Source organism: Lelliottia sp. 7254-16 (genome assembly GCF_002922995.1).
Classification (GTDB): domain Bacteria; phylum Pseudomonadota; class Gammaproteobacteria; order Enterobacterales; family Enterobacteriaceae; genus Enterobacter; species Enterobacter jeotgali.
The window spans coordinates 63,217-84,097 of the sequence record NZ_PQVS01000003.1; the positions used below are offsets into that span (position 1 = coordinate 63,217).

General features: G+C 53.0%; 19 protein-coding genes. 9 read left to right on the plus strand and 10 right to left on the minus strand.

All coding sequences use genetic code 11. From position 1 onward, the window contains the following. Window positions 1-29 precede the first annotated feature (29 nt). A complete protein-coding gene (gene hspQ, locus C3708_RS05215) occupies window positions 30-347 on the plus strand; it encodes a heat shock protein HspQ (RefSeq protein ID WP_095281488.1) in 318 nt (105 codons plus the stop codon). A gap of 31 nt (window positions 348-378) precedes the next feature. Here hspQ and C3708_RS05220 read toward each other — a convergent pair whose 3' ends face one another. Beyond that, window positions 379-795, minus strand: a complete 417-nt coding sequence (locus C3708_RS05220; RefSeq protein WP_103948695.1) for a CoA-binding protein — start codon at window positions 793-795, stop codon at window positions 379-381. Window positions 796-968: 173 nt separating this feature from the next. Between C3708_RS05220 and C3708_RS05230 the strand changes: the two genes are divergently transcribed. Together C3708_RS05230 and mgsA are read left to right on the plus strand one after the other, a co-directional pair. Next, window positions 969-1,634 carry a DUF2057 family protein gene (locus C3708_RS05230; RefSeq protein WP_095281485.1) on the plus strand — a complete coding sequence of 222 codons (666 nt, stop codon included), beginning with the start codon at window positions 969-971 and terminating at the stop codon, window positions 1,632-1,634. Window positions 1,635-1,720: 86 nt separating this feature from the next. Next, window positions 1,721-2,179, plus strand: a complete 459-nt coding sequence (gene mgsA, locus C3708_RS05235; protein ID WP_095281484.1) for a methylglyoxal synthase — start codon at window positions 1,721-1,723, stop codon at window positions 2,177-2,179. Window positions 2,180-2,213: 34 nt separating this feature from the next. Here the strand turns inward: mgsA and helD are convergent, their stop codons facing one another. Next, entirely contained in the window at window positions 2,214-4,268 is a 2,055-nt protein-coding gene (helD, locus tag C3708_RS05240; protein ID WP_103948697.1) for a DNA helicase IV, read from the minus strand. Window positions 4,269-4,391: 123 nt separating this feature from the next. Between helD and C3708_RS05245 the strand changes: the two genes are divergently transcribed. Next, window positions 4,392-4,838 carry a YccF domain-containing protein gene (locus tag C3708_RS05245; RefSeq protein ID WP_095281482.1) on the plus strand — a complete coding sequence of 149 codons (447 nt, stop codon included), beginning with the start codon at window positions 4,392-4,394 and terminating at the stop codon, window positions 4,836-4,838. A 19-nt stretch (window positions 4,839-4,857) separates the two neighbouring features. Continuing rightward, window positions 4,858-7,020, plus strand: a complete 2,163-nt coding sequence (yccS, locus tag C3708_RS05250; RefSeq protein ID WP_103948698.1) for a YccS family putative transporter — start codon at window positions 4,858-4,860, stop codon at window positions 7,018-7,020. Here the strand turns inward: yccS and C3708_RS05255 are convergent. Next, on the minus strand, window positions 6,977-7,603 hold the full coding sequence (locus tag C3708_RS05255) for a TfoX/Sxy family DNA transformation protein (RefSeq protein ID WP_103948817.1): 627 nt from the start codon (window positions 7,601-7,603) through the stop codon (window positions 6,977-6,979). The two genes, yccS and C3708_RS05255, sit on opposite strands and share 44 nt — an antisense overlap. 218 nt (window positions 7,604-7,821) lie before the next feature. On the opposite strand from C3708_RS05255, the gene sulA reads away from it, so the two are divergent. Together sulA and ompA are read left to right on the plus strand one after the other, a co-directional pair. Further along, complete coding sequence (gene sulA / locus C3708_RS05260; RefSeq protein ID WP_095281480.1) at window positions 7,822-8,331, plus strand: SOS-induced cell division inhibitor SulA; 510 nt, start codon at window positions 7,822-7,824, stop codon at window positions 8,329-8,331. 356 nt (window positions 8,332-8,687) lie between these two features. Then, the gene (gene ompA, locus C3708_RS05270) at window positions 8,688-9,743 is read left to right on the plus strand and encodes a porin OmpA (RefSeq protein ID WP_103948699.1); all 1,056 of its coding nucleotides are present in this window, start codon (window positions 8,688-8,690) and stop codon (window positions 9,741-9,743) included. A gap of 64 nt (window positions 9,744-9,807) precedes the next feature. Here the strand turns inward: ompA and matP are convergent, their stop codons facing one another. Continuing rightward, entirely contained in the window at window positions 9,808-10,260 is a 453-nt protein-coding gene (gene matP / locus C3708_RS05275; RefSeq protein ID WP_095281478.1) for a macrodomain Ter protein MatP, read from the minus strand. 186 nt (window positions 10,261-10,446) lie between these two features. On the opposite strand from matP, the gene C3708_RS05280 reads away from it, so the two are divergent. Continuing rightward, the gene (locus tag C3708_RS05280; protein WP_103948700.1) at window positions 10,447-12,207 is read left to right on the plus strand and encodes a Lon protease family protein; all 1,761 of its coding nucleotides are present in this window, start codon (window positions 10,447-10,449) and stop codon (window positions 12,205-12,207) included. Window positions 12,208-12,275: 68 nt separating this feature from the next. Next, entirely contained in the window at window positions 12,276-12,794 is a 519-nt protein-coding gene (fabA, locus tag C3708_RS05285; protein ID WP_095281476.1) for a bifunctional 3-hydroxydecanoyl-ACP dehydratase/trans-2-decenoyl-ACP isomerase, read from the plus strand. Window positions 12,795-12,866: 72 nt separating this feature from the next. Here the strand turns inward: fabA and rmf are convergent, their stop codons facing one another. The 6 genes from rmf to rlmKL form a co-directional block, all read right to left on the minus strand. Beyond that, complete coding sequence (rmf, locus tag C3708_RS05290) at window positions 12,867-13,034, minus strand: ribosome modulation factor (RefSeq protein ID WP_095281475.1); 168 nt, start codon at window positions 13,032-13,034, stop codon at window positions 12,867-12,869. Between the two features lie 253 nt (window positions 13,035-13,287). Further along, the gene (gene pqiC / locus C3708_RS05295; RefSeq protein WP_095281474.1) at window positions 13,288-13,854 is read right to left on the minus strand and encodes a membrane integrity-associated transporter subunit PqiC; all 567 of its coding nucleotides are present in this window, start codon (window positions 13,852-13,854) and stop codon (window positions 13,288-13,290) included. Then, on the minus strand, window positions 13,851-15,491 hold the full coding sequence (gene pqiB / locus C3708_RS05300; protein ID WP_095281473.1) for an intermembrane transport protein PqiB: 1,641 nt from the start codon (window positions 15,489-15,491) through the stop codon (window positions 13,851-13,853). The genes pqiC and pqiB overlap by 4 nt, the downstream gene beginning before the upstream one ends. A 4-nt stretch (window positions 15,492-15,495) precedes the next feature. Then, the gene (pqiA, locus tag C3708_RS05305) at window positions 15,496-16,749 is read right to left on the minus strand and encodes a membrane integrity-associated transporter subunit PqiA (RefSeq protein WP_103948701.1); all 1,254 of its coding nucleotides are present in this window, start codon (window positions 16,747-16,749) and stop codon (window positions 15,496-15,498) included. A gap of 13 nt (window positions 16,750-16,762) precedes the next feature. Continuing rightward, window positions 16,763-18,670: an ABC transporter ATP-binding protein gene (locus C3708_RS05310; protein ID WP_103947945.1), complete on the minus strand. Its 1,908-nt coding sequence runs from the start codon at window positions 18,668-18,670 to the stop codon at window positions 16,763-16,765. Between the two features lie 13 nt (window positions 18,671-18,683). After that, window positions 18,684-20,792: a bifunctional 23S rRNA (guanine(2069)-N(7))-methyltransferase RlmK/23S rRNA (guanine(2445)-N(2))-methyltransferase RlmL gene (gene rlmKL, locus C3708_RS05315; protein ID WP_103948702.1), complete on the minus strand. Its 2,109-nt coding sequence runs from the start codon at window positions 20,790-20,792 to the stop codon at window positions 18,684-18,686. Between the last annotated feature and the right edge of the window lie 89 nt (window positions 20,793-20,881).

Here is a 20,881-nt window from a genome sequence, read left to right on the forward strand (position 1 = left end):
GTGTAAGTAACATTTTTCGGGAGGTGACTATGATTGCCAGCAAATACGGTATCGGCCAACAGGTGCGCCACACCCTGTTAGGGTATCTGGGTGTAGTGGTGGATATTGACCCGGAATACTCCCTTGAGGAACCGTCAGCAGATGAGCTGGCGGTCAACCCAGAACTTCGCGCCGCCCCCTGGTACCATGTGGTGATGGAGGACGACGATGGTCAGCCTGTTCACACTTATCTCGCCGAAGCGCAGTTAAGCAGTGAGTTGCAGGCTGAACATCCCGAGCAGCCGACGATGGACGAACTGGCTCAAACCATTCGCAAACATCTCCAGGCCCCTCGCCTGCGGAACTAACCCCTAAAATGCCCGAAAGCTCGGGCATTTTTTATGACTTCGCCAGGCCCAGACGCGGGATATCAATTGCCGGACAGCGATCCATTACCACGTTTAGCCCTGCTTCTCGCGCCAGCACTGCCGCCTGTTCGTTAATCACACCGAGTTGCATCCACAAGGTTTTCGCCCCGATGGCAATGGCCTCTTGCGCTACGCCCCAGGCCGCCTCCGAGTTACGAAACACATCCACCATATCCACTTTTTCAGGCACATCGGCAAGCGTTGCATAACCCTGTTGCCCCAGCAGCGTTTTACCAGCCACTTTCGGCGAGACGGGAATAACGTGATAGCCCTGTTCGAGAAGATATTTCATCACGCGATAGCTTGGACGGTCAGGTTTATCACTCGCCCCCACCAGCGCGATCGTCCTGGTCGACGTCAGAATGTTGATAATTTCGTTCTCTTTCATGGTGTTTCTCCTGGCTTTTTTTAAAGTGTACGCCAAAGAACATCAGGCAACCATTCATCCCATACGTCTGTATGAGGGCAAAACCGCAGAATATGTCTATATGTTAGTAAACGTGTTTATCGAAAAATTTAGATACATTATTACGACGAAAGTACTTTCAACAGGAGCGCCCTATGAAGACCGGCATTGCCTCTGCTGTGATTGCATTAATTATGCCGGTCTGCGTGTTTGCCACGACGCTGAGGCTCTCAACCGACATTGATCTTCTGGTTCTGGACGGTAAAAAAGTGTCCAGTTCATTGCTTCGCGGAGCCGACAGCATTGAGCTGGACAACGGACCTCATCAGATTGTCTTTCGGATCGAGAAAAATATTCGCCTGTCTTCTAATCACGAGGAGCGTCTGTACATCTCCCCGCCGTTAGTAGTGAGTTTTAACACGCAGAAAATCAGTCAGGTTAATTTTAATCTACCCAGACTGGAAACGGAAAAAGAGTCCATCGCCTTCGAATCCGCGCCTAAACTGGAATTACTGGATGGCGATGCCATGCCGATCCCCGTGAAGCTGGATATTCTGGCGCTGACCAAAACCCCGAAAGGGCTGGATTATGAAGCGGATACTGAACGTTACAACAAAGCGGGAAAAACCGCGTCTCTGCCTAAATTCGCCACGATGATGGCGGATGACAGCACGCTGTTGTCCGGCGTTTCTGAACTTGACGTGATCCCGCCTCAGTCCCAGACGCTCACCGAGCAGCGCCTCAAATTCTGGTTTCAGCAGGCGGATCCCGATACCCGCACACGTTTTTTGCAATGGGCGAAGCAACAACCTTCGTCATAAGCCGCATTTTTTTGCCCTTTCTCTTGCAGCATCAGGCGGTTCCCGTCATCGTGTAGCCAGTTAAGTTAACCTGATGGAAAAAGATGATGGAACTGACGACACGCACCCTGCCTGAGCGCAAGCACATCGCTCTGGTCGCGCACGATCACTGTAAAAAAATGCTGCTGAATTGGGTTCAGCGCCACCAGTCCCTGCTGGAAAAACACACGCTTTCGGCCACGGGTACCACCGGTAATCTGATTCAGCGTGAAACCGGGCTGGAAGTTAACGCCATGCTGAGTGGCCCGATGGGTGGCGATCAGCAGGTCGGCGCGCAGATTTCGGAAGGGAAAATTGATGTCCTGATTTTCTTCTGGGACCCGCTGAACGCGGTGCCGCACGATCCTGACGTGAAGGCTCTTTTACGGCTGGCAACGGTATGGAATATTCCGGTAGCCACCAACCTCTCAACCGCAGACTTTATTATCGAGTCGCCGCAGTTCAACACGCCGATTGAGATCCTTATTCCGGATTATCCGCGCTATCTGGCTGAACGGTTGAAATAAGTGTTTATGCCGGGGCCTGCCCCGGCATAAACGACTACGGTTTCTTCGCGACGGGCACGTCAATATTCTTCAAAATATCCACGAAATGCGACGGTTCATCTTTGTTGAATAACAGCCAGACGCGATGCCGTGCGCGGGTGATTGCTACATACAGCAGGCGGCGCTCTTCGGCGTCCGGGAAATCTTCCACTTCAGGCAGCAACGCTTGCTCCATCACCGATTCACGCGCCGGGGCCGGGAAGCCGTCGCTACCGCCCTGCAACCCGAGCACAATCACGTAATCCGCCTGTTGCCCTTTGCTGGCATGGATGGTCATAAAGTCGAGATTGAGCTTAGGCCAACGCGTCGCTGCTTTCTCAAGGATTGCCGGTTTTAGATAGTGATAGCGCGCCAGAATCAAAATACGTTCTTCGGTTTTGACGAAGCCACTCAGCTTATCCAGCAGCGCCTCAAGTTGATCCTGTGGCAATAGCGTGACTGCTTTTTTATCCCCGGCAGTGAGGCTGTTCAGCGGCTTCACCAGCTGATGCGGATTCTGCTGAATAAAGCGATTGGCGATCTCACCGATACGAGAGTTGAAACGATAGGTCGTGTCGAGATCGCTCCGATCTCCCTCACCAAAATAATGATGGAACGCGGTTGTTAGTGACAGTTTCGCGCCGCTGAAGCGGTAAATCGCCTGCCAGTCGTCGCCTACCGCAAAGAGCGAAGTATGTTTATTTTGAGCGCGAAGTGCCGCCAGCAGTGCCGCTCGCTGAGGAGAGATATCCTGAAATTCGTCCACCAGAATATGCTTCCACGGACTGACGAAACGGCCTTTTTCGAGAATGATAATGGCCTGATGAATCAGCCCAGAGAAATCCACGGCGTTCTCTTCTTTTAACGCCGATTTCCAGGCTTTCAGCAGCGGAGCCATCAGTTTCACACGTTTCGAAAACAACGCACGCACCTCTTCGGGCGCATTCTCAATCATTTCTGCCTGCGAGCCGCCGTGCATACGCATCAGGCTCACCCAGCGATCAAGGCGCGAACCCAATCGCCGCGACAATTTCTCGTCCTGCCAGAAACTGCCTTCCGGCACCGTCCAGTTCAGCTCTTCTTCCAGCCACTGCCGCCATCCTTTCGCCTGGGCCTTTTTCTCACTGCACTGCTGGCGCCAGGTGGTGATAAACAGCGAGAGCCTGGCCTGAGTGTCGTTTTCCAGCTTGCTGATAACCGGCGCTTTTTTGCTCCCGTGCTGGATGATATGTAACGCTAATGCGTGAAACGTCCGGGCGCTGATATCGCGCGTATGCAGCCGCTCTTGAATCCGCTCGTCCATTTCTTGCGCAGCCTTACGGCCAAACGCGAGCAGCAATATTTGGTCAGCGGTCGCTTCACCTCTGGCGAGCAGCCATCCTGCGCGGGCAACAAGCACCGACGTCTTACCGCTGCCTGCTCCCGCAAGAACCAGCAGGGATTGCTCTCCATTGACCACGGCGCGCGCCTGCGCCGGATTCAAAGGTGAGGATTCGATCGTGCTGAAAAAATCCGCGTGCTGTTCGAGCATGGCGTCAGTCCAGGCCTGATTATGCTTGAGTCGGCTTTGGTCAATATCGTTTAGCCATGCCTTGCACTGGCGCCACGGTTCGCGGCAATTTTCAAACTCATCAAGACGAGAAGCAGGCATGGGGAGCGCGGTCAGGGCTTGCTGAATGCGCTGCTGCATCCCCGTCGTTTGGGCGCGCGTGAGCCATTTCTTTTGTTCCTGACTCTGCGCGATGTCAGCCAAAACCTGCTGTAATACCTGTTCGGCCACCTGGCTCATCTCGGCGCTCCACTGCTGCCAGAGCGTGTTCAGGTGGTGATGGAAGCGCTGGGTTTCGGCCCATTCGGTACCGTGCAGACGCACCACTTTATCTGCCGGCAGGACAAACTCCAGTTCGCCCCATACCAGACCGCGTTTGCAGTGAATTGCCAGCAACTGATTGAATGGAATAAGATATTCGTGGCGTTCACCAGAGACTTTTACCCCGGCGTTGAGAAGGACAACCTTGTCGTACGGATGTTGCGCCAGGCGCTTGCCTAATGATGTTGCTTTTAGTTCCATGTCCAGCCTGATCCACGAAGTGATAGTTTGCCCATTAGTTTAACCGCCAGTTTTCAGGTGCTCCAGCCCAAAAAAACGTTACAATCAACAGGCTTTAATCATATCGAAAGGAAGTGAGGGTTTATGCGTACCGTTCTGAATATTTTGAATTTTGTCCTTGGCGGTTTTGCCACCACCCTTTCCTGGCTGTTTGCCACTCTGGTCAGTATTGTGCTGATCTTCACGCTTCCCCTGACGCGCTCATGCTGGGAAATCACCAAACTTTCCCTGGTACCTTACGGTAACGAAGCCATTCACGTTGATGAACTCAACCCGGACAGCAAAAGCGTCTTGATGAATACGGGCGGAACGCTGCTCAACATTTTGTGGCTGATTTTCTTTGGCTGGTGGCTGTGTCTGATGCACATTGCGGTAGGGATTACGCAGTGCATTACCATTATTGGCATTCCGGTCGGTATCGCCAACTTCAAAATTGCCGCTATTGCCCTGTGGCCCGTTGGGCGCCGCGTCGTGCCGGTCGAAGTGGCTCAGGCTGCGCGCGAAGCCAATGCCCGTCGTCGTTTTCAGTAAATAAGGATACGCCGCTTTTATGCTAAGCCCGTTGCTTCGCAGATACACATGGAACAGTGCCTGGCTCTATAACGTCAGGATTTTTATCGCGCTTTGCGGCGCAGCGGCCGTGCCGTGGTGGCTCGGCGACGTTAAGCTGACCATCCCGCTAACGCTTGGTGTGGTGGCGGGCGCGCTGGCAGATTTGGACGATCGCCTGGCCGGGAGGTTGCGCAACCTGGTGATTACGCTGATCTGCTTTTTCATCGCGTCCGCATCTGTCGAACTACTCTTTCCCTGGCCGTGGTTGTTTGCCCTCGGCCTAATGATTTCCACCACCGGCTTCATTCTGCTGGGCGGGCTGGGGCAACGCTACGCGACCATCGCCTTTGGCGCACTGCTGATTGCCATTTATACCATGCTGGGCGTATCCCTTTACGACCAGTGGTATCAACAGCCGCTACTGCTGCTGGTGGGCGCAGTCTGGTATAACCTGCTCACTCTAACCGGACATCTGATCTTCCCGATTCGCCCGTTGCAAGACAATCTTGCACGCAGTTATGAACAGCTGGCGCACTACCTGGAACTCAAATCCCGACTGTTTGATCCGGACATCGAAGAAGAGAGCCAGGCTCCGCTTTACGATCTGGCATTGGCCAACGGGCAACTGGTCACCACGCTTAATCAAACCAAGGCTTCACTGCTGACACGCCTTCGAGGCGACCGTGGTCAGCGCGGCACCCGGCAAACGCTCCATTACTACTTTGTCGCTCAGGATATCCATGAGCGCGCCAGCTCATCACACATTCAATATGCTGCGTTGCGCGAAAAATTTCGCTACAGCGACGTCATGTTCCGTTTTCAACGGCTGCTTTCAATGCAATCTCAGGCATGTCAGCAGCTGGCGCGTTCAATTCTGCTGCGAACGCCATACCAACACGATCCCCGCTTCGAGCGCGCATTTAGTCATTTGGATGCCGCACTGGATCGCGTTCAGGCCAGCGGTACATCCCAGGAACAGATGAAAGCGCTGGGATTCTTGCTCAATAACTTACGCGCCATTGATGCTCAACTGGCGACAATTCAGTCTGAGCAGGCGCTATCGATGCCGGGCAATGAGATAGAGAATCAGCTTGCTGACGACAGTCCGCATGGTTTCGCGGATATGTGGCTACGTTTGAGCCGCAACTTCACGCCCGAGTCCGCCCTCTTCCGCCATGCGGTGAGAATGTCTGCTGTGCTGTGCGTCGGTTATGCGTTTATACAGATTACTGGTCTGCATCACGGCTACTGGATTTTGCTCACCAGCCTGTTTGTTTGTCAGCCGAACTACAACGCCACCCGCCACCGTCTGGCGTTACGCGTCATCGGTACGCTAGTGGGTGTCGCTATTGGTTTGCCGGTGCTGTATTTCGTCCCTTCTGTAGAAGGGCAATTAATTCTGATCGTTATCACCGGGGTATTATTCTTCGCCTTTCGTAATGTTCAGTATGCGCATGCCACCATGTTTATAACCCTACTGGTGCTGCTGTGCTTCAATCTGTTGGGTGAAGGATTTGAAGTCGCTCTGCCGCGTGTGATCGACACGCTGATTGGCTGTGCGATAGCCTGGGCTGCCGTGAGTTTTATCTGGCCAGACTGGCGTTTTCGCAATTTGCCACGCGCGCTGGATCTTGCCATTAACGCCAACTGCCGCTATCTGGATGCCATTCTCGAGCAATATCATCAGGGTCGCGATAACCGCCTGGCCTATCGAATTGCCAGACGTGATGCCCATAACCGCGATGCGGAACTGGCGTCGGTGGTTTCAAACATGTCGACGGAACCACGCGCAACGGCAGAAATTCGCGAAGTCGCCTTCCGACTACTTTGTCTTAACCATACCTTCACCAGTTACATTTCAACTTTGGGTGCTCATCGCGAAAAATTAACCCATCCGAACATCCTCGCTCTGTTAGATGACGCTGTTTGCTACGTTGACGATGCGCTTCATCATCGCCCGGCAGATGAGCCACGTGTGCGAAGTGCAATAGATGAACTTAGCCAGCGTATTGCCCATTTCGATTCCAGCGCAGATAACAAGGCTCCACTCGTGCTCCAGCAAATTGGCCTGCTCATTGCACTCTTGCCCGAGATTTGCCGGCTGCAGCAGCAAATTGCTACCTATCGGAATGACTATCCAGCAGCACAGGAAGCGCGTTAAACCACTCCATAAGCTCCTGACGCCTGACCGTCGGGAGCGCTGCCTCATGCATCCCATCGATTGCCCCGGCCAGCGCAAACAAGACCTTGAAACTAAGATGCTTATTTTTCGCTCGCATTTTAAGCCAACACGCCTCAGCGCCAAGTGTCCGAAGCATGGCTTCACTAGTGACCCCCGCTTCGCAAAGGAGAATTTCAATCTGGAACGTCAGATTGGGTAGATCTTTGAGGCGCCGCCGTTGATGGCGCTTAACGCGCTCCTGTCGGGCTGCCTCAAGCGCAAAGCTTGAGAGTTGCAAGAGCCTTTCCCGGTCCTGCCACAGCCCATCATCGACACGGTAGTAGTTCAACAGCACGGGCCTGCCACGTTTAAGCAACGTTAAAAAGGAAGAGGATTGTTTTACGCAGTACTGGGCGCTCTGTTCGCAGGCCCTCAAATAGAGCTCTCCGTCTGATACCATCGCAAACACAGCTTCATCAACCGCCAGGGTATAACCCCCGAACAAAGCACGATGATGGATTTCACCCAAGGGTGAAAGGTATTCCTGAGAATTATAGATCCGTTCATAAGATATCTTTTTCATGATATTCACCATATAAATCATAGAGTAACAACACATTTTTCTTACTACCGGATCCGTTAGCAGGAAAATAGGCAACTTATTGTCACTCGGCAAGATCATTTTGCGAGACACGCCATAATCGAACGAAATTTGCGAGACGCTTTCCGAAAATGGGGTTGATCTTTGGTTGTACAGGGGTTACTGTATATCCATACAGTAACTACAGGGCTGGAATGATTATGCACACTTCAGGCTATGCAAATCGCTTAACATCTTTTTCTTCTTCCGCAGGCAACGGCACGCAAAAAACTTCCGGGCGTGTTTCTACCGGGCTGATAAGTGAAGTGGTTTATCGCGAAGACCAGCCCATGATGACGCAAATGTTACTGTTGCCGCTTTTACAACAGCTAGGTCAGCAATCACGCTGGCAGCTCTGGCTGACCCCACAGCAAAAACTCAGTCGTGAATGGGTACAGTCAGCAGGATTACCCTTAACAAAAATGATGCAAACCAGCCAGATCGCTCCGTGTCATACCGTCGATTCGATGATTCGCGCATTGCGCACAGGGAATTACAGCGTGGTTATCGGTTGGTTGTCTGAAGAATTAACGGAAGAAGAGCATCATCGTCTGGCAGAAGCAGCGGAAGAAGGTGAGGCTATCGGCTTCATTATGCGTCCGATTCGTCTGGATCCTCTCGCCAGAGGACACCTGTCTGGCCTAAAAATTCACTCAAATTTGTATCATTAAGTAAATTTAAGAGTTTTCCTGGAACTTTTTTTGACATCAGTAAGTGCAATTAGTTCCATAACTCAAAACGTCGAGAAAGCTTGTCTGGCGCGGTTTCCGTTAATTTTACAGCATAAAATTCTCGCCAAAAATGTTAAATATTGCGTATACGGAACTTTTTTTTTCATATGCCTGACAGAGTTCACACTTGTAAGTTTTCAAGTACGTTGTAGACTTTACATCGCCAGGGGTGCTCGGTCTAAGCCGAAGATATCGGTAGAGTTACTAGTTTGAGCTCGCCCCCCGGTGAAGGATTTAACCGTGATTTCTCGACGAGATCTTCATGGCGATTTTTGGATGATAACGAGGCGCAAAAAATGAAAAAGACAGCTATCGCGATTGCAGTGGCACTGGCTGGCTTCGCTACCGTAGCGCAGGCCGCTCCGAAAGATAATACCTGGTATGCAGGTGGCAAACTGGGCTGGTCTCAGTTCCACGACACCGGCTGGTATAACAGCAAGCTGAACAACGATGGCCCAACTCACGAAAGCCAGCTCGGTGCAGGTGCGTTTGGTGGCTATCAGGTTAACCCGTATGTTGGTTTTGAAATGGGTTACGACTGGTTAGGTCGTATGCCTTACAAAGGCGACACGACTAACGGCGCATTCAAAGCTCAGGGCGTACAGCTGACCGCTAAACTGGGTTACCCAGTAACTGACGATCTGGACGTTTATACTCGTCTGGGCGGCATGGTATGGCGCGCTGACTCCAGCAACAGCGTTGCTGGCGACGACCACGACACTGGCGTTTCTCCAGTATTCGCAGGTGGTGTTGAGTGGGCAATGACCCGCGACATCGCTACCCGTCTGGAATATCAGTGGGTTAACAACATCGGCGACGGTAACACCGTTGGCGTTCGTCCGGACAACGGCATGCTGAGCGTAGGTGTTTCCTACCGTTTCGGCCAGCAGGAAGAAGCAGCGCCAATCGTTGCTCCAGCTCCGGCACCAGCTCCAGAAGTACAGACCAAGCACTTCACTCTGAAGTCTGACGTTCTGTTCAACTTCAACAAAGCAACTCTGAAACCAGAAGGTCAGCAGGCACTGGATCAGCTGTACACCCAGCTGAGCAACCTTGACCCGAAAGACGGTTCAGTAGTAGTTCTGGGCTTCACCGACCGTATCGGTTCTGACGCATACAACCAGAATCTGTCCGAGAAACGTGCTCAGTCTGTAGTTGATTACCTGGTATCTAAAGGTATCCCAGCTAACAAGATCTCCCCACGTGGTATGGGCGAATCTAACCCAGTTACTGGTTCTACCTGTGACAACGTGAAAGCTCGCGCTGCACTGATCGACTGCCTGGCACCAGATCGTCGCGTTGAGATCGAAGTTAAAGGTATCAAAGACGTTGTAACTCAGCCTGCGGCATAAGTTATCGTCTTATAAAAAAACCCCGCCATGCGGGGTTTTTTATTGTCTGAAGAAACGTGAGAAACTATTTTTTTCCCAGCATTGCCTGCAGGTCGTTTTTCAACGTCGACATCTGATTGGCGTATTTCTCTTTATGTTCCGCGTCTTCAATGAGTTGCACCACCGTCTCGGACAATGTTTTTCCTCGTCGTTGCGCAAGCCCTGCTAATCGCTGCCAGACCATAAACTCAAGGTCGATAGACTTTTTACGCGTGTGCTGATGTTCAGCGTTAAAATGCCGTTTGCGCCGCGCGCGAATGGTCTGCTTCATGCGGTTCATTAGCGCCGGGTTGATGTGCTTCTCTATCCACCCGTTGACCTGGACCGGTTCATTTTCGAGCATCAGCAACAAATCCACCGCTTCTTTTGCAGCACTGGCTTCGATATAGCAGGTGATCAGCTCGCCTTCTCGATGCTTTTTGACCAGGTATTTCCATTTCCAGCCGCTTTCGAGATTTTCCAGTTGTTGATATTTCATCGCGATCTCAGTGTTACCTCGTAACTCTGTTCAGAATATCAGTTTTTTGGCAATCTGCTGAAAAGAAATCATATCCTGTGAGCTCTTACGCCGCATTCCCCCCTGAAATCCCTAATCCTGCATGGGAATGGGTCAGCGCTTACGGTATAATCCATCGTTTTACATCTAACTAAAAAAACATCCACTTTGACCATTACGAAACTAGCATGGCGTGACCTGGTTCCAGATACCGATAGCTATCAGGAACTCTTCGCACAGCCAGACCTCGCAAAAGAACACGACTACATCCTTAGCGACACGCAACCGCGTTTACATTACGCGCTAGAGCAAACGCTAAGCCCGTGGACAACCTCCCCCTTCATGTTACTGAAGGCGCCAGAAGAAGCCGAATATTTGGCACTGCTGGCAGATGCCGTGCGTCAATTGCAGCCAGAAACAGATACCGTTTTTGGCGGACAATATCGTATCGTGGGAAGTGATGTCACTTTCAAACCCGCAACATCAGCAGATGATAATTTTTCCGCAACGGGTGAAGTCATTACCGCGGAGTGGGCCGAGGCTGAACAGTTATTTGGCTGCCTTCGTCACTTCAACGGTGAACTGAGCTTGCAGCCAGGGCTGGTACATAAAGCCAACGGCGGTGTGCTGGTTATCTCCCTGCGAACATTGCTTGCACAACCCCTGCTGTGGATGCGCCTGAAGAATATTGTGACGCATCAGCGCTTCGACTGGATTGCTTACGACGAATCCCGCCCGCTGCCCGTCGCGATACCGCCGATGCCCATCACACTGAAAGTCATTCTGACGGGCGATCGTGAGTCGCTGGCGGATTTCCAGGAGATGGAACCCGAACTCGCCGATCAGGCGGTCTATAGCGAATTTGAAGACAACATCCAGATTGCCGACGCGGATGACGTAACGCAGTGGTGCCAGTGGGTGCTGGCCGTCGCTGAGCGCAACACTTTGCCAACGCCTGCGGCAGACGCCTGGACAGGCCTGGTTCGTGAAGCGACGCGTGATACAGGCGATCAGGAAACCTTGCCACTTTGCCCACTGTGGATCAGCAAGCAGTTGCGCGAAGTCGGTGTCATTAGCGGTTCTGGCGAATTTACCGGCGAGCAATTTGCTCAAATGCTGGCACAGCGCGAGTGGCGTGAAGGTTATCTCGCTGACCGAATGCAGGATGAAATCCTGCTTGAACAGATTCTGGTGGAAACTGAAGGCGAGCGTGTAGGCCAAATCAACGCCCTGTCTGTCATCGAATTCCCTGGTCACCCGCGCGCCTTTGGCGAGCCTTCGCGTATCAGCTGCGTTATTCATATTGGCGACGGCGAGTTTACCGACGTTGAACGCAAAGCCGAGCTGGGCGGGAACATTCATGCTAAAGGCATGATGATCATGCAGGCCTTCCTGATGTCACAGCTTCAACTGGAGCAACAGCTCCCCTTCTCCGCCTCGCTGACGTTTGAGCAGTCTTACAGTGAAGTGGATGGCGACAGTGCGTCTATGGCCGAGCTGTGCGCAGTGATCAGTGCTCTTGCGGATGTGCCAATTAACCAGAGCATTGCAATCACCGGTTCAGTCGATCAGTTTGGTCGCGCGCAGCCTGTTGGCGGTCTGAATGAGAAGATCGAAGGTTTCTTCTCCATCTGTCAGCAGCGTGGGTTTAGCGGGAAACAAGGGGTGATTATTCCTGCGCCAAATGCACGTCATCTGAGTCTGAGTCAAGCGGTGCTTGATGCCGTGGAAGCAGAGCAATTCAGTATCTGGGCCATCGAAGATATTACGGATGCGCTACCCTTACTGACGAACCAGGTCTGGGATGGCGAAGTACAAAATACGTTGATGCAGGCTATCCAGGAACGCATCGCTCAGGCAATGCAGCAGGACGCTCGTCACCGTTACCCGTGGCCGTTACGCTGGCTGAGCTGGTTTAGCCCGAACTGATCGGACTTGTTCAGCGTACACGTGTTAGCTATCCTGCGTGCTTCACTAAAATAAGGCTTACTGAGAACATGGTAGATAAACGCGAATCCTATACAAAAGAAGATCTTCTTGCCTCTGGTCGTGGTGAACTGTTTGGCGCTAAAGGCCCGCAGTTACCTGCACCTAGCATGCTGATGATGGACCGTGTCGTGAAAATGACCGAAACCGGCGGCAACTTTGACAAGGGTTACGTGGAAGCGGAACTCGATATCAATCCGGACCTGTGGTTCTTCGGTTGCCACTTCATTGGCGATCCAGTGATGCCGGGCTGTTTAGGTCTGGATGCTATGTGGCAGCTCGTAGGCTTCTATCTGGGCTGGCTGGGCGGCGAAGGCAAAGGCCGTGCTCTGGGCGTGGGTGAAGTTAAATTCACCGGTCAGGTTCTGCCTTCTGCGAAGAAAGTCACCTACCGTATTCACTTCAAACGCATTGTGAACCGTCGTCTGGTGATGGGTCTGGCGGATGGCGAAGTGCTTGTTGACGGCCGTGTTATCTACACCGCCAACGACCTGAAAGTCGGTCTGTTCCAGGATACCTCCGCGTTCTAATTTTTGCTTATCCCTGAGCAAAAAAGGCGAAACCTCCGCATTGCGGAGGTTTCTGTTTTTAAAGAGACGTTATCAAGCAAGAAGTACCCTGTCTCCGATGGCTTCTCGCCAGCCTCCCAGCCATTGTGACCTTTGATTTATCGTCTGATAAGGACACATTTCTTTAGAGCGTCCAGCGATGCCGGCCTGATAACCACGTTGATGAGCCCTTTCCATGCGATCTCGTTTCTGTCTCTTCATGCCTCGTTTCCCTCATTCTTTGGTCTGGTGGAAAGAAAACAGTGGTTGCAAAACATGCAAGCACAGATAACGAATAACCCGAATCGTGCCATGCGTCAATGCGCAAAATTCACGCCAGTGTCATATTTGTGAGCTATAAAGACGATTATTTGTACAAATATTGTGGCACCAGGCAAGTAACAGCCTGAACCAAAGGCGAAAAAAAACCGCAATCAGCAAGAAGCAGATTGCGGTTTAGCGTTATGAATTTTACTTATGGCAGCCGCGAAATTTCCTGAGCGATGCTGGCTGATTCCTGAGCCCAACCCTGAGCCAGCACTTTCACCATCTCGTCATAGCCATCTTGCTGCTGTTTCAGCTCCAGATGGAACGGACGCTTAATTAGCTGTCCCTGATGGTTAAGCAGCCATTCACCGCTGATCACCACCTTGCCATCGTAACGTCCGTGGAAGCCGGTCACATTCACATTGAGCGTATCCTGATCGCTACCCAGAGGCTGAGAGGCAACTACCCAGCCCGGCAGTTGGCTGCTCAGGTTCGCCACCAGTGTATTGCGCAACTGCTGATCCAGCGGACTCGCCCACAGATTGTTATTCGCAATGACGTACTGCACTTCACTGGTCTGATACACCACGCCGTTTCCGGCGAGGGAATCAGGAATAGTCACCTGCTCAACCCACAGCAAACGATGCCCCTGACTGGCGGTACTCTGCCCGCCCGTCTGTGCCCCCAGCGGCAGCTGGTAGTAACTCTTAGTATCACTTCCTGAACTACAGGCTGTTAAAACCAGTGCTCCGACGATTAATAGCCACTTTTTCATTCTTTTGCCCTCTTAGGCTCAGGATCTTTTTTGTCCTTGGCTTCAAATACCAGCGCGTTGCTCTTCTCATTCAGCGTTTTCAGAACCGGTTGCAGCTCGCGCAGAACCTGATCCAGGCGCTGCATATCCGCCACCATCTTGTTATACGCCGCCGAGCCAGGCTGGAAGCCCTGCATACTGCGGTTCAGCTCACGCAACGTTTTCTGCATATCCTGCGGAAGCTGCTGCATCGACTGGTTAGCCGTAATTTTGTTGATGTTATCCAGCGTAGTTTGTAGACGACGCATGGTAGCCTGGCTTTCAGTCAGACTGTTTGTGGCTTGCTCAAGCATTGGATTCAACGGCAGATTGTTAATCTTATCCAATGTTTCCATCAGACGCTGCTGGATCTGCGCCAGGCCGCTGCTGACAGTTGGGATAATGGTGTATCCACCGAACTGGCGCGCACCGGTGATCGCCGGGGCTTTCGGATAGAAGTCCATGTCCACATACAGCGCTCCCGTTACCAGGTTGCCGGTTTTCAGCGAGCCGCGTAATCCGCGATTCATCAGCTGATTAATATGCTCTCCGATATCCTGATCCTTACCAATCTGGGCCAGTAAGCGTTCTGGCTCAATGCGGATCAATACCGGAATACGATAGTCGTCATCCAGTACCTGATGCAGGCCCGGTACGAAGTACGGCACCTGGCCGACGGTGCCCAGACGGATACCGCGGAATTCCACCGGTGCACCTGGCTGCAGGCCGCGAACCGAATCTTTAAAGAACATCAGATAATCGACGTGGTCGGTATAAAGCGCATCCTGAATACTTTTCTGATCGTCAAACAATCTGAACGCGGTTTTCGGCGCAACCGGCTGACCCAGTTCCATCCCTTCCGGTACATCAAAGCTCACCCCGCCGCCAAACAGCGTGGTCAGTGAGCCCATCTCAACACGCATACCCGCGGAGGTCAGATCCACCGCGATGCCGCTGTCTTTCCAGAAGCGCACATTGCTGGTCACCAGACGATCGTTTGGCGCATTGATAAACAGCTGATAGCTGATGGCACGTTTTTGCGCATCAAAGGTACTGGTTTCCACAGAGCCTACGCGGTAACCACGGAACAGCACCGGATCGCCCGGGCTGAGCTGCCCCGCTTTCTTACTGTCGAGGGTGACACGAATACCTTTCGCGTCCGGCGGAGCCAAAGGCGGAGAATCAAGCAGCTGATAATTTCCCGGCTGACTGCCTTTCGTACCTGGCTGCAGTTCGATATACGCCCCTGAAAGCAACGTACCGAGACCACTGATCCCTTCACGCCCTACCTGGGGTTTAACAACCCAGAAGACGGAATCGCCGTGCAGCAGTTTTTCCATTCCTGAGTGCAAACGCGCTTTGATCTCAACGTGCGTTAAATCGTCCGTCAGGGTTGCGCTCTCGACGACACCCACGTCCACGCTGCGGCTCTTGATGGTGGTTTTACCCCCTTCAATACCCTCGGCGTTAGTGGTGATAAGCGTCACTTCCGGCCCCTGATGGCTGTAATGATAAAACAGGATCCAGGCACCGATCAGTGCAGTTACGATGGGGAAGATCCACACCGGCGACCAGTTTTTGACCTTCTGCACTTTCGCCTCTCCACTCTTATTTTCCATGCTCTCACTCTTCCTCATGGCTTGACTCTGGCTCACGATCCCACGATAAACGCGGGTCGAAGGTCAGGGCCGCAAACATCGTCATCACAACGACCAGCGCAAACATCAGCGCGCCCATAGCGGGATAAATACTCATCAGTCCTCCCATGCGCACCAGCGCGGAGAGAACGGCAATCACAAACACGTCAATCATTGACCAGCGGCCAACAAATTCTACGACTTCATAAATCAGATGCATGCGTTCACTGTCGCGTTTACCGTGCCCCTTAGCATCCCAGCACAGCCAGGCAATCGCGATCATTTTTAACGTCGGAACCATGATACTGGCGATAAAGATAACCATAGCGACCGGATACGAACCTTCACCCCAGAGCAGAACCACACCCGCGAGGATCGTCGAGGGCATTTTGTCCCCCAGCAGATCCGTAATCATGATCGGTAAAATATTGGCAGGTAAATACAGCATGATCGACGTGACCAATAACGCCATCGTCCATTGCAGACTGTTTCTACGCCGCACGTGCCCTTTCGTCCCGCAGCGCGGACACACTTCGTGCTCTGCAGGCAAAATAGCGGTGCAGCAGGAGCAAGAACGCAACCCCTGTCGAATCCCTGGAACACCCACTTTAACCGTCTGTGCGAGCATGGGTGCCGGGGCAATATCATCCCAGGCCCAACGACGATCCACACACTGGAAAGCGCGCAATTGCAAAACACAGTACAGGCACCAGGGAATAAAACTGCTGCCAACGCCCACGTCACCGTAAGCCATCAGCTTGACGAAACTGACCAGGATTCCCGCCAGGAAAATCTCTGCCATTCCCCAGCTTTTCAGCTGGAAAAGGATTCGGGCAAGCATGATTTTGACTTTGACAGGCATCCGAACGCGGTTAACCAGCAGCAGAATCACCACCAGGCAAAACGCCGGAACGATTTGCACAAAGAGAAGGAAGAAGGTGCCGAGACTGGCGTAATCTTCCGAGAACATGACGCCGGGAATTTCCAGCAAATCCACTTCGCTGGTCATCCCGCCGACTTTCATATAGATGAACGGAAAAAGATTTGAAAGCAGCAGCATGAACAGCGCCGCGAGCGCATATGCAGTAGGACGCGCACGAGGCGCGTCCCACTCTGTTGTCAGCGTTGCCCCGCAGCGGGGGCAAGTTGCTTTATGTCCGTGATCCAGCTCAGGAAGCGCCACGAGCATATCGCATTGCGAGCATAGAATATGCCGGTCGGCATGGTGCTGATCACACATCGGGTATCCCTGTTTATGCGCCGTTTTTGAGAGCCTCAAGGTACTCCCAGCGCTCAAATGCTTCTTCCAGCGCCTTTTCGGCCTGGGAAAGCTCCGCCAATATTTTCTGAGTATAGTCGTGTGGCTGGCTAAAGAAGGAGGCATCAGCAACCTGAGCCTGCAAAGTACTCAGATTCGCTTCCAGCTCTTCCAGACGTTGCGGCAACCCTTCCAGTTCGCGCTGCAGGTTATAACTCATTTTGACTGTCGATTTTTTGACAGTTTCTGCTTTTGCGACAGGAGTTTGCGATCCAGTTTTGGATTTTGACTGTTTAGTCGCCAAAGATTGCGCCTGCTGCCCGCGCGCATCCTGATAGCCGCCGACATATTGACCAATCCGGCCTTCGCCTTCGAAAATCCAGCACTCAGTTACGGTGTTATCGACAAACTGACGATCGTGGCTGACCAGCATCACGGTGCCCTGATAGCCGTCGATCAGCTCTTCCAGCAGTTCCAGAGTTTCGACATCCAGATCGTTGGTCGGTTCATCGAGAATCAATAAGTTACTTGGCTTCAGGAACAGACGCGCCAGCAGCAGGCGGTTACGTTCCCCGCCGGACAACGCGCGAACCGGCGTCATGGCGCGTTTTGGATGGAACAGGAAGTCCTGCAGGTAGCCCAGCACGTGGCGAGGTTTACCGTTGACCATCACCTCTTGCTTACCTTCCGCCAGGTTGTCCATCACGGTTCTGTCCGGATCCAGCTCAGTACGGTGCTGGTCGAAATAGGCCACTTCCAGTTTAGTCCCGCAGTGAACGCGACCGCTGTCAGCCTGTAGCTGACCGAGCATCAGTTTCAGCAGCGTGGATTTACCACAGCCGTTCGGGCCAATCAGGGCGATTTTGTCGCCACGCTGAACCTGAGCGGAGAAATCGGTCACCAGCACTTTGCCGTCGATCTGGTAATTGACGTTTTCCATTTCAAAGACGATTTTGCCGGAGCGAGACGCTTCTTCTACCTGCATCTTCGCGCTGCCCATCACTTCGCGGCGCTCGCTGCGTTCGTTACGCATCGCTTTCAGGGCGCGCACGCGGCCTTCGTTACGGGTACGACGCGCTTTGATGCCCTGACGGATCCAGACCTCTTCCTGCGCCAGTTTGCGATCGAACTCGGCGTTTTGCAGCTCTTCCACGCGCAGGTTTTCTTCTTTTTCCAGCAGATAGGTGTCGTAATCGCCCGGATAGGTGACCAGCTTGCCGCGATCGAGATCGACAATACGCGTTGCCATATTGCGGATGAATGAACGGTCGTGGGAGATAAAGATAATGGTGCCGTTGAAGGTTTTCAGGAACCCTTCCAGCCAGTCGATGGTTTCAATATCGAGGTGGTTTGTTGGCTCATCGAGCAGCAGCACTTTTGGTCCACTGACCAGCGCACGGCCCAGAGCCGCTTTACGCAGCCAGCCACCCGAAAGGGACGCCAGCGCCATATCGGCTTCAAGACCGAGCTGTTCCAGCACTTCATTAATGCGATCTTCCAGCTGCCACAGGCCGTGGTGATCCAGCAGATCCTGAAGACGCGCCATCTCGTTGAGATTTTTTTCGCTCGGATCGGTCATCACCAGGTGCGAGATATCGTGATAGCCCTTCAGGTATTCGGCCTGCTCTGAAATCCCTTCAGCGACAAAATCGTACACGCTGCCCGCAACGTTGCGCGGTGGGTCCTGCTGCAGACGGGAAACAATCAGATCTTGTTCGTAAACAATGCGGCCATCATCCAGCCCCTGCTCACGGTTAAGGATCTTCATCAGTGTGGATTTACCCGCGCCGTTACGGCCCACCAGACAAACGCGTTCGTTATCTTCGATGTGCAGTTCAGTGTCGTCGAGAAGTGGCGCATCGCTGAAAGACAGCCATGCGCCGTGCATGCTTATTAATGACATTTAAAATTTCCTATCAGACTGCGGTAATTAACCAGCAGTTGTGAATTTGACGGTTACGGGCGAAGTCCTGAGACAGCGTTTTTTGGCTGATTTCTTGTGCTTTCAGTCCCAATTTTTCCAGCCCGTCATTGTCCATGCGGAAGCCGCGTTTGTTGTTCGAGAACATAATGGTGCCGCCTTTACGCAGCAGACGTTTCAGGTCGGTCATCAGACGCAGGTGATCGCGCTGAACGTCAAACGAGTCTTCCATACGTTTCGAGTTAGAGAAAGTCGGTGGATCGATGAAGATCAGGTCAAACTGCTCATCTGTGTCACGCAGCCAGCCCAGTACGTCGGCTTGCAGCAGGCGATGCTGACGTCCGGTCAGGCCGTTGAGACGCAGGTTACGCTCAGCCCACTCCAGATAGGTGCGCGACATATCCACCGTGGTGGTGCTACGCGCACCGCCCAGGCCCGCATGAACGCTGGCGCTGCCGGTGTAAGCGAACAAGTTCAGGAAGTCTTTCCCTTTGCTCATCTGGCCCAGCATACGACGCGCGATACGGTGATCGAGGAACAGACCGGTGTCGAGGTAGTCCGTCAGGTTGACCCACAGGCGCGCGTTGTACTCGCCCACTTCGATAAAGTCACCCTTATCACCCATCTTCTGATACTGGTTGGCCCCTTTCTGACGCTCACGGGTTTTCAGGATCAGTTTATTAGGTGCGATACCCAGCACGCCAATGGTTGCGGCGATAATGTCCAGCAGACGTTGACGCGCTTTTTGCGCATCCACCGTTTTCGGCGGTGCATATTCCTGAACCACCACCCAGTCCGCGTAACGGTCTACCGCTACGTTATATTCCGGCAGATCGGCATCGTAAATGCGGTAGCATTCAACACCTTCCTGTTTCGCCCACTTTTCGAATTTTTTCAGGTTCTTACGCAGACGGTTGGCATAATCTTCCGCCACGGTGGACGGCTTGCTGTCACCGTCTTTTTCGGTCAGATGGTAGTTTTTCTGCACACAGTCCAGCGGGCCGTTTTTGGCTTTGAACTGGCGCTCGGCGCGCAGTTGCAGGCAGCTCAGCAGTTCCGGAGAGCCGCTAAACAGCGACAGATTCCAGCCGCCGAAAGCGTCTTTCATGGTACGACCAAACAGGCTGTGCAGCGCGATCAGCGCCGGTTCGCTATCCAGACGTTCGCCGTACGGTGGGTTACTGATCACCGTGCCGTACGGGCCTTTAGGCAGCGGATTGGTTAATTGGGCGACGTCTTTCACCTCGAAGTCGATCAGCTCACCGATACCGGCACGGCGGGCGTTGCTGCGCGCACGTTCAATAACACGGGCGTCGCTATCTGAACCGTAGAAACGAGAACCATAGTCCGCCAGGCCTTTACGCGCGCGAACCTGCGCTTCGGCTTTGACCTCTTTCCAGAGGGCATCGTCGTGCTGCGCCCAGCCGCTAAAACCCCATTGCCCACGGTGCAAGCCCGGCGCACGATCCGTCGCCATCATGGCTGCTTCGATCAGCAAAGTACCGGAACCGCACATCGGGTCGAGCATCGGCGTGCCCGGCTGCCAGCCGGAACGCATCACGATGGCCGCAGCCAGGTTCTCTTTGATCGGCGCAATACCGGCGCGATCGCGATAGCCGCGCTGATGCAGGCCTTCGCCGCACAGATCCAGCGAGATATGTGCTGTCTCTTTATTCAGCCACACGTTAATGCGCAGATCGGGATTTTCACGATCAACGTTCGGACGCTCGAGATTTTTACGCGTGAAGCTATCGACAATGGCGTCTTTCACTTTCAGCGCACCGTACTGGCTATTACGAATTTCGTCGTTCAGACCGCTGAAATGCACGGCAAAGGTCGCGCCTGGGGCGAAAATCTCTGTCCAGTCGGTCGCCTGTACGCCGAGGTACAGGTCAAGGTCGCTATAGACCTTACAGGCACCCAGCGGCAACATGATGCGCGACGCCAGGCGGCTCCACATCAGGCTCTGGTAAATAAGCCGCGTGTCGCCCTCAAAATGGACACCACCCTGAACCACCTGACACTCACGCGCGCCAAGGCTTTCCAGTTCAGTTTTTAACAGCTCTTCCAGCCCACGGGCCGTACTGGCAAACAGAGAATTCATATCGTCACTTATTACTCGTAGAAAATTGCTGCGCATTATAGCTAATATGTGCGCTATGTCCTAAAGTTGAGGGCTTATTTTCATTTGTG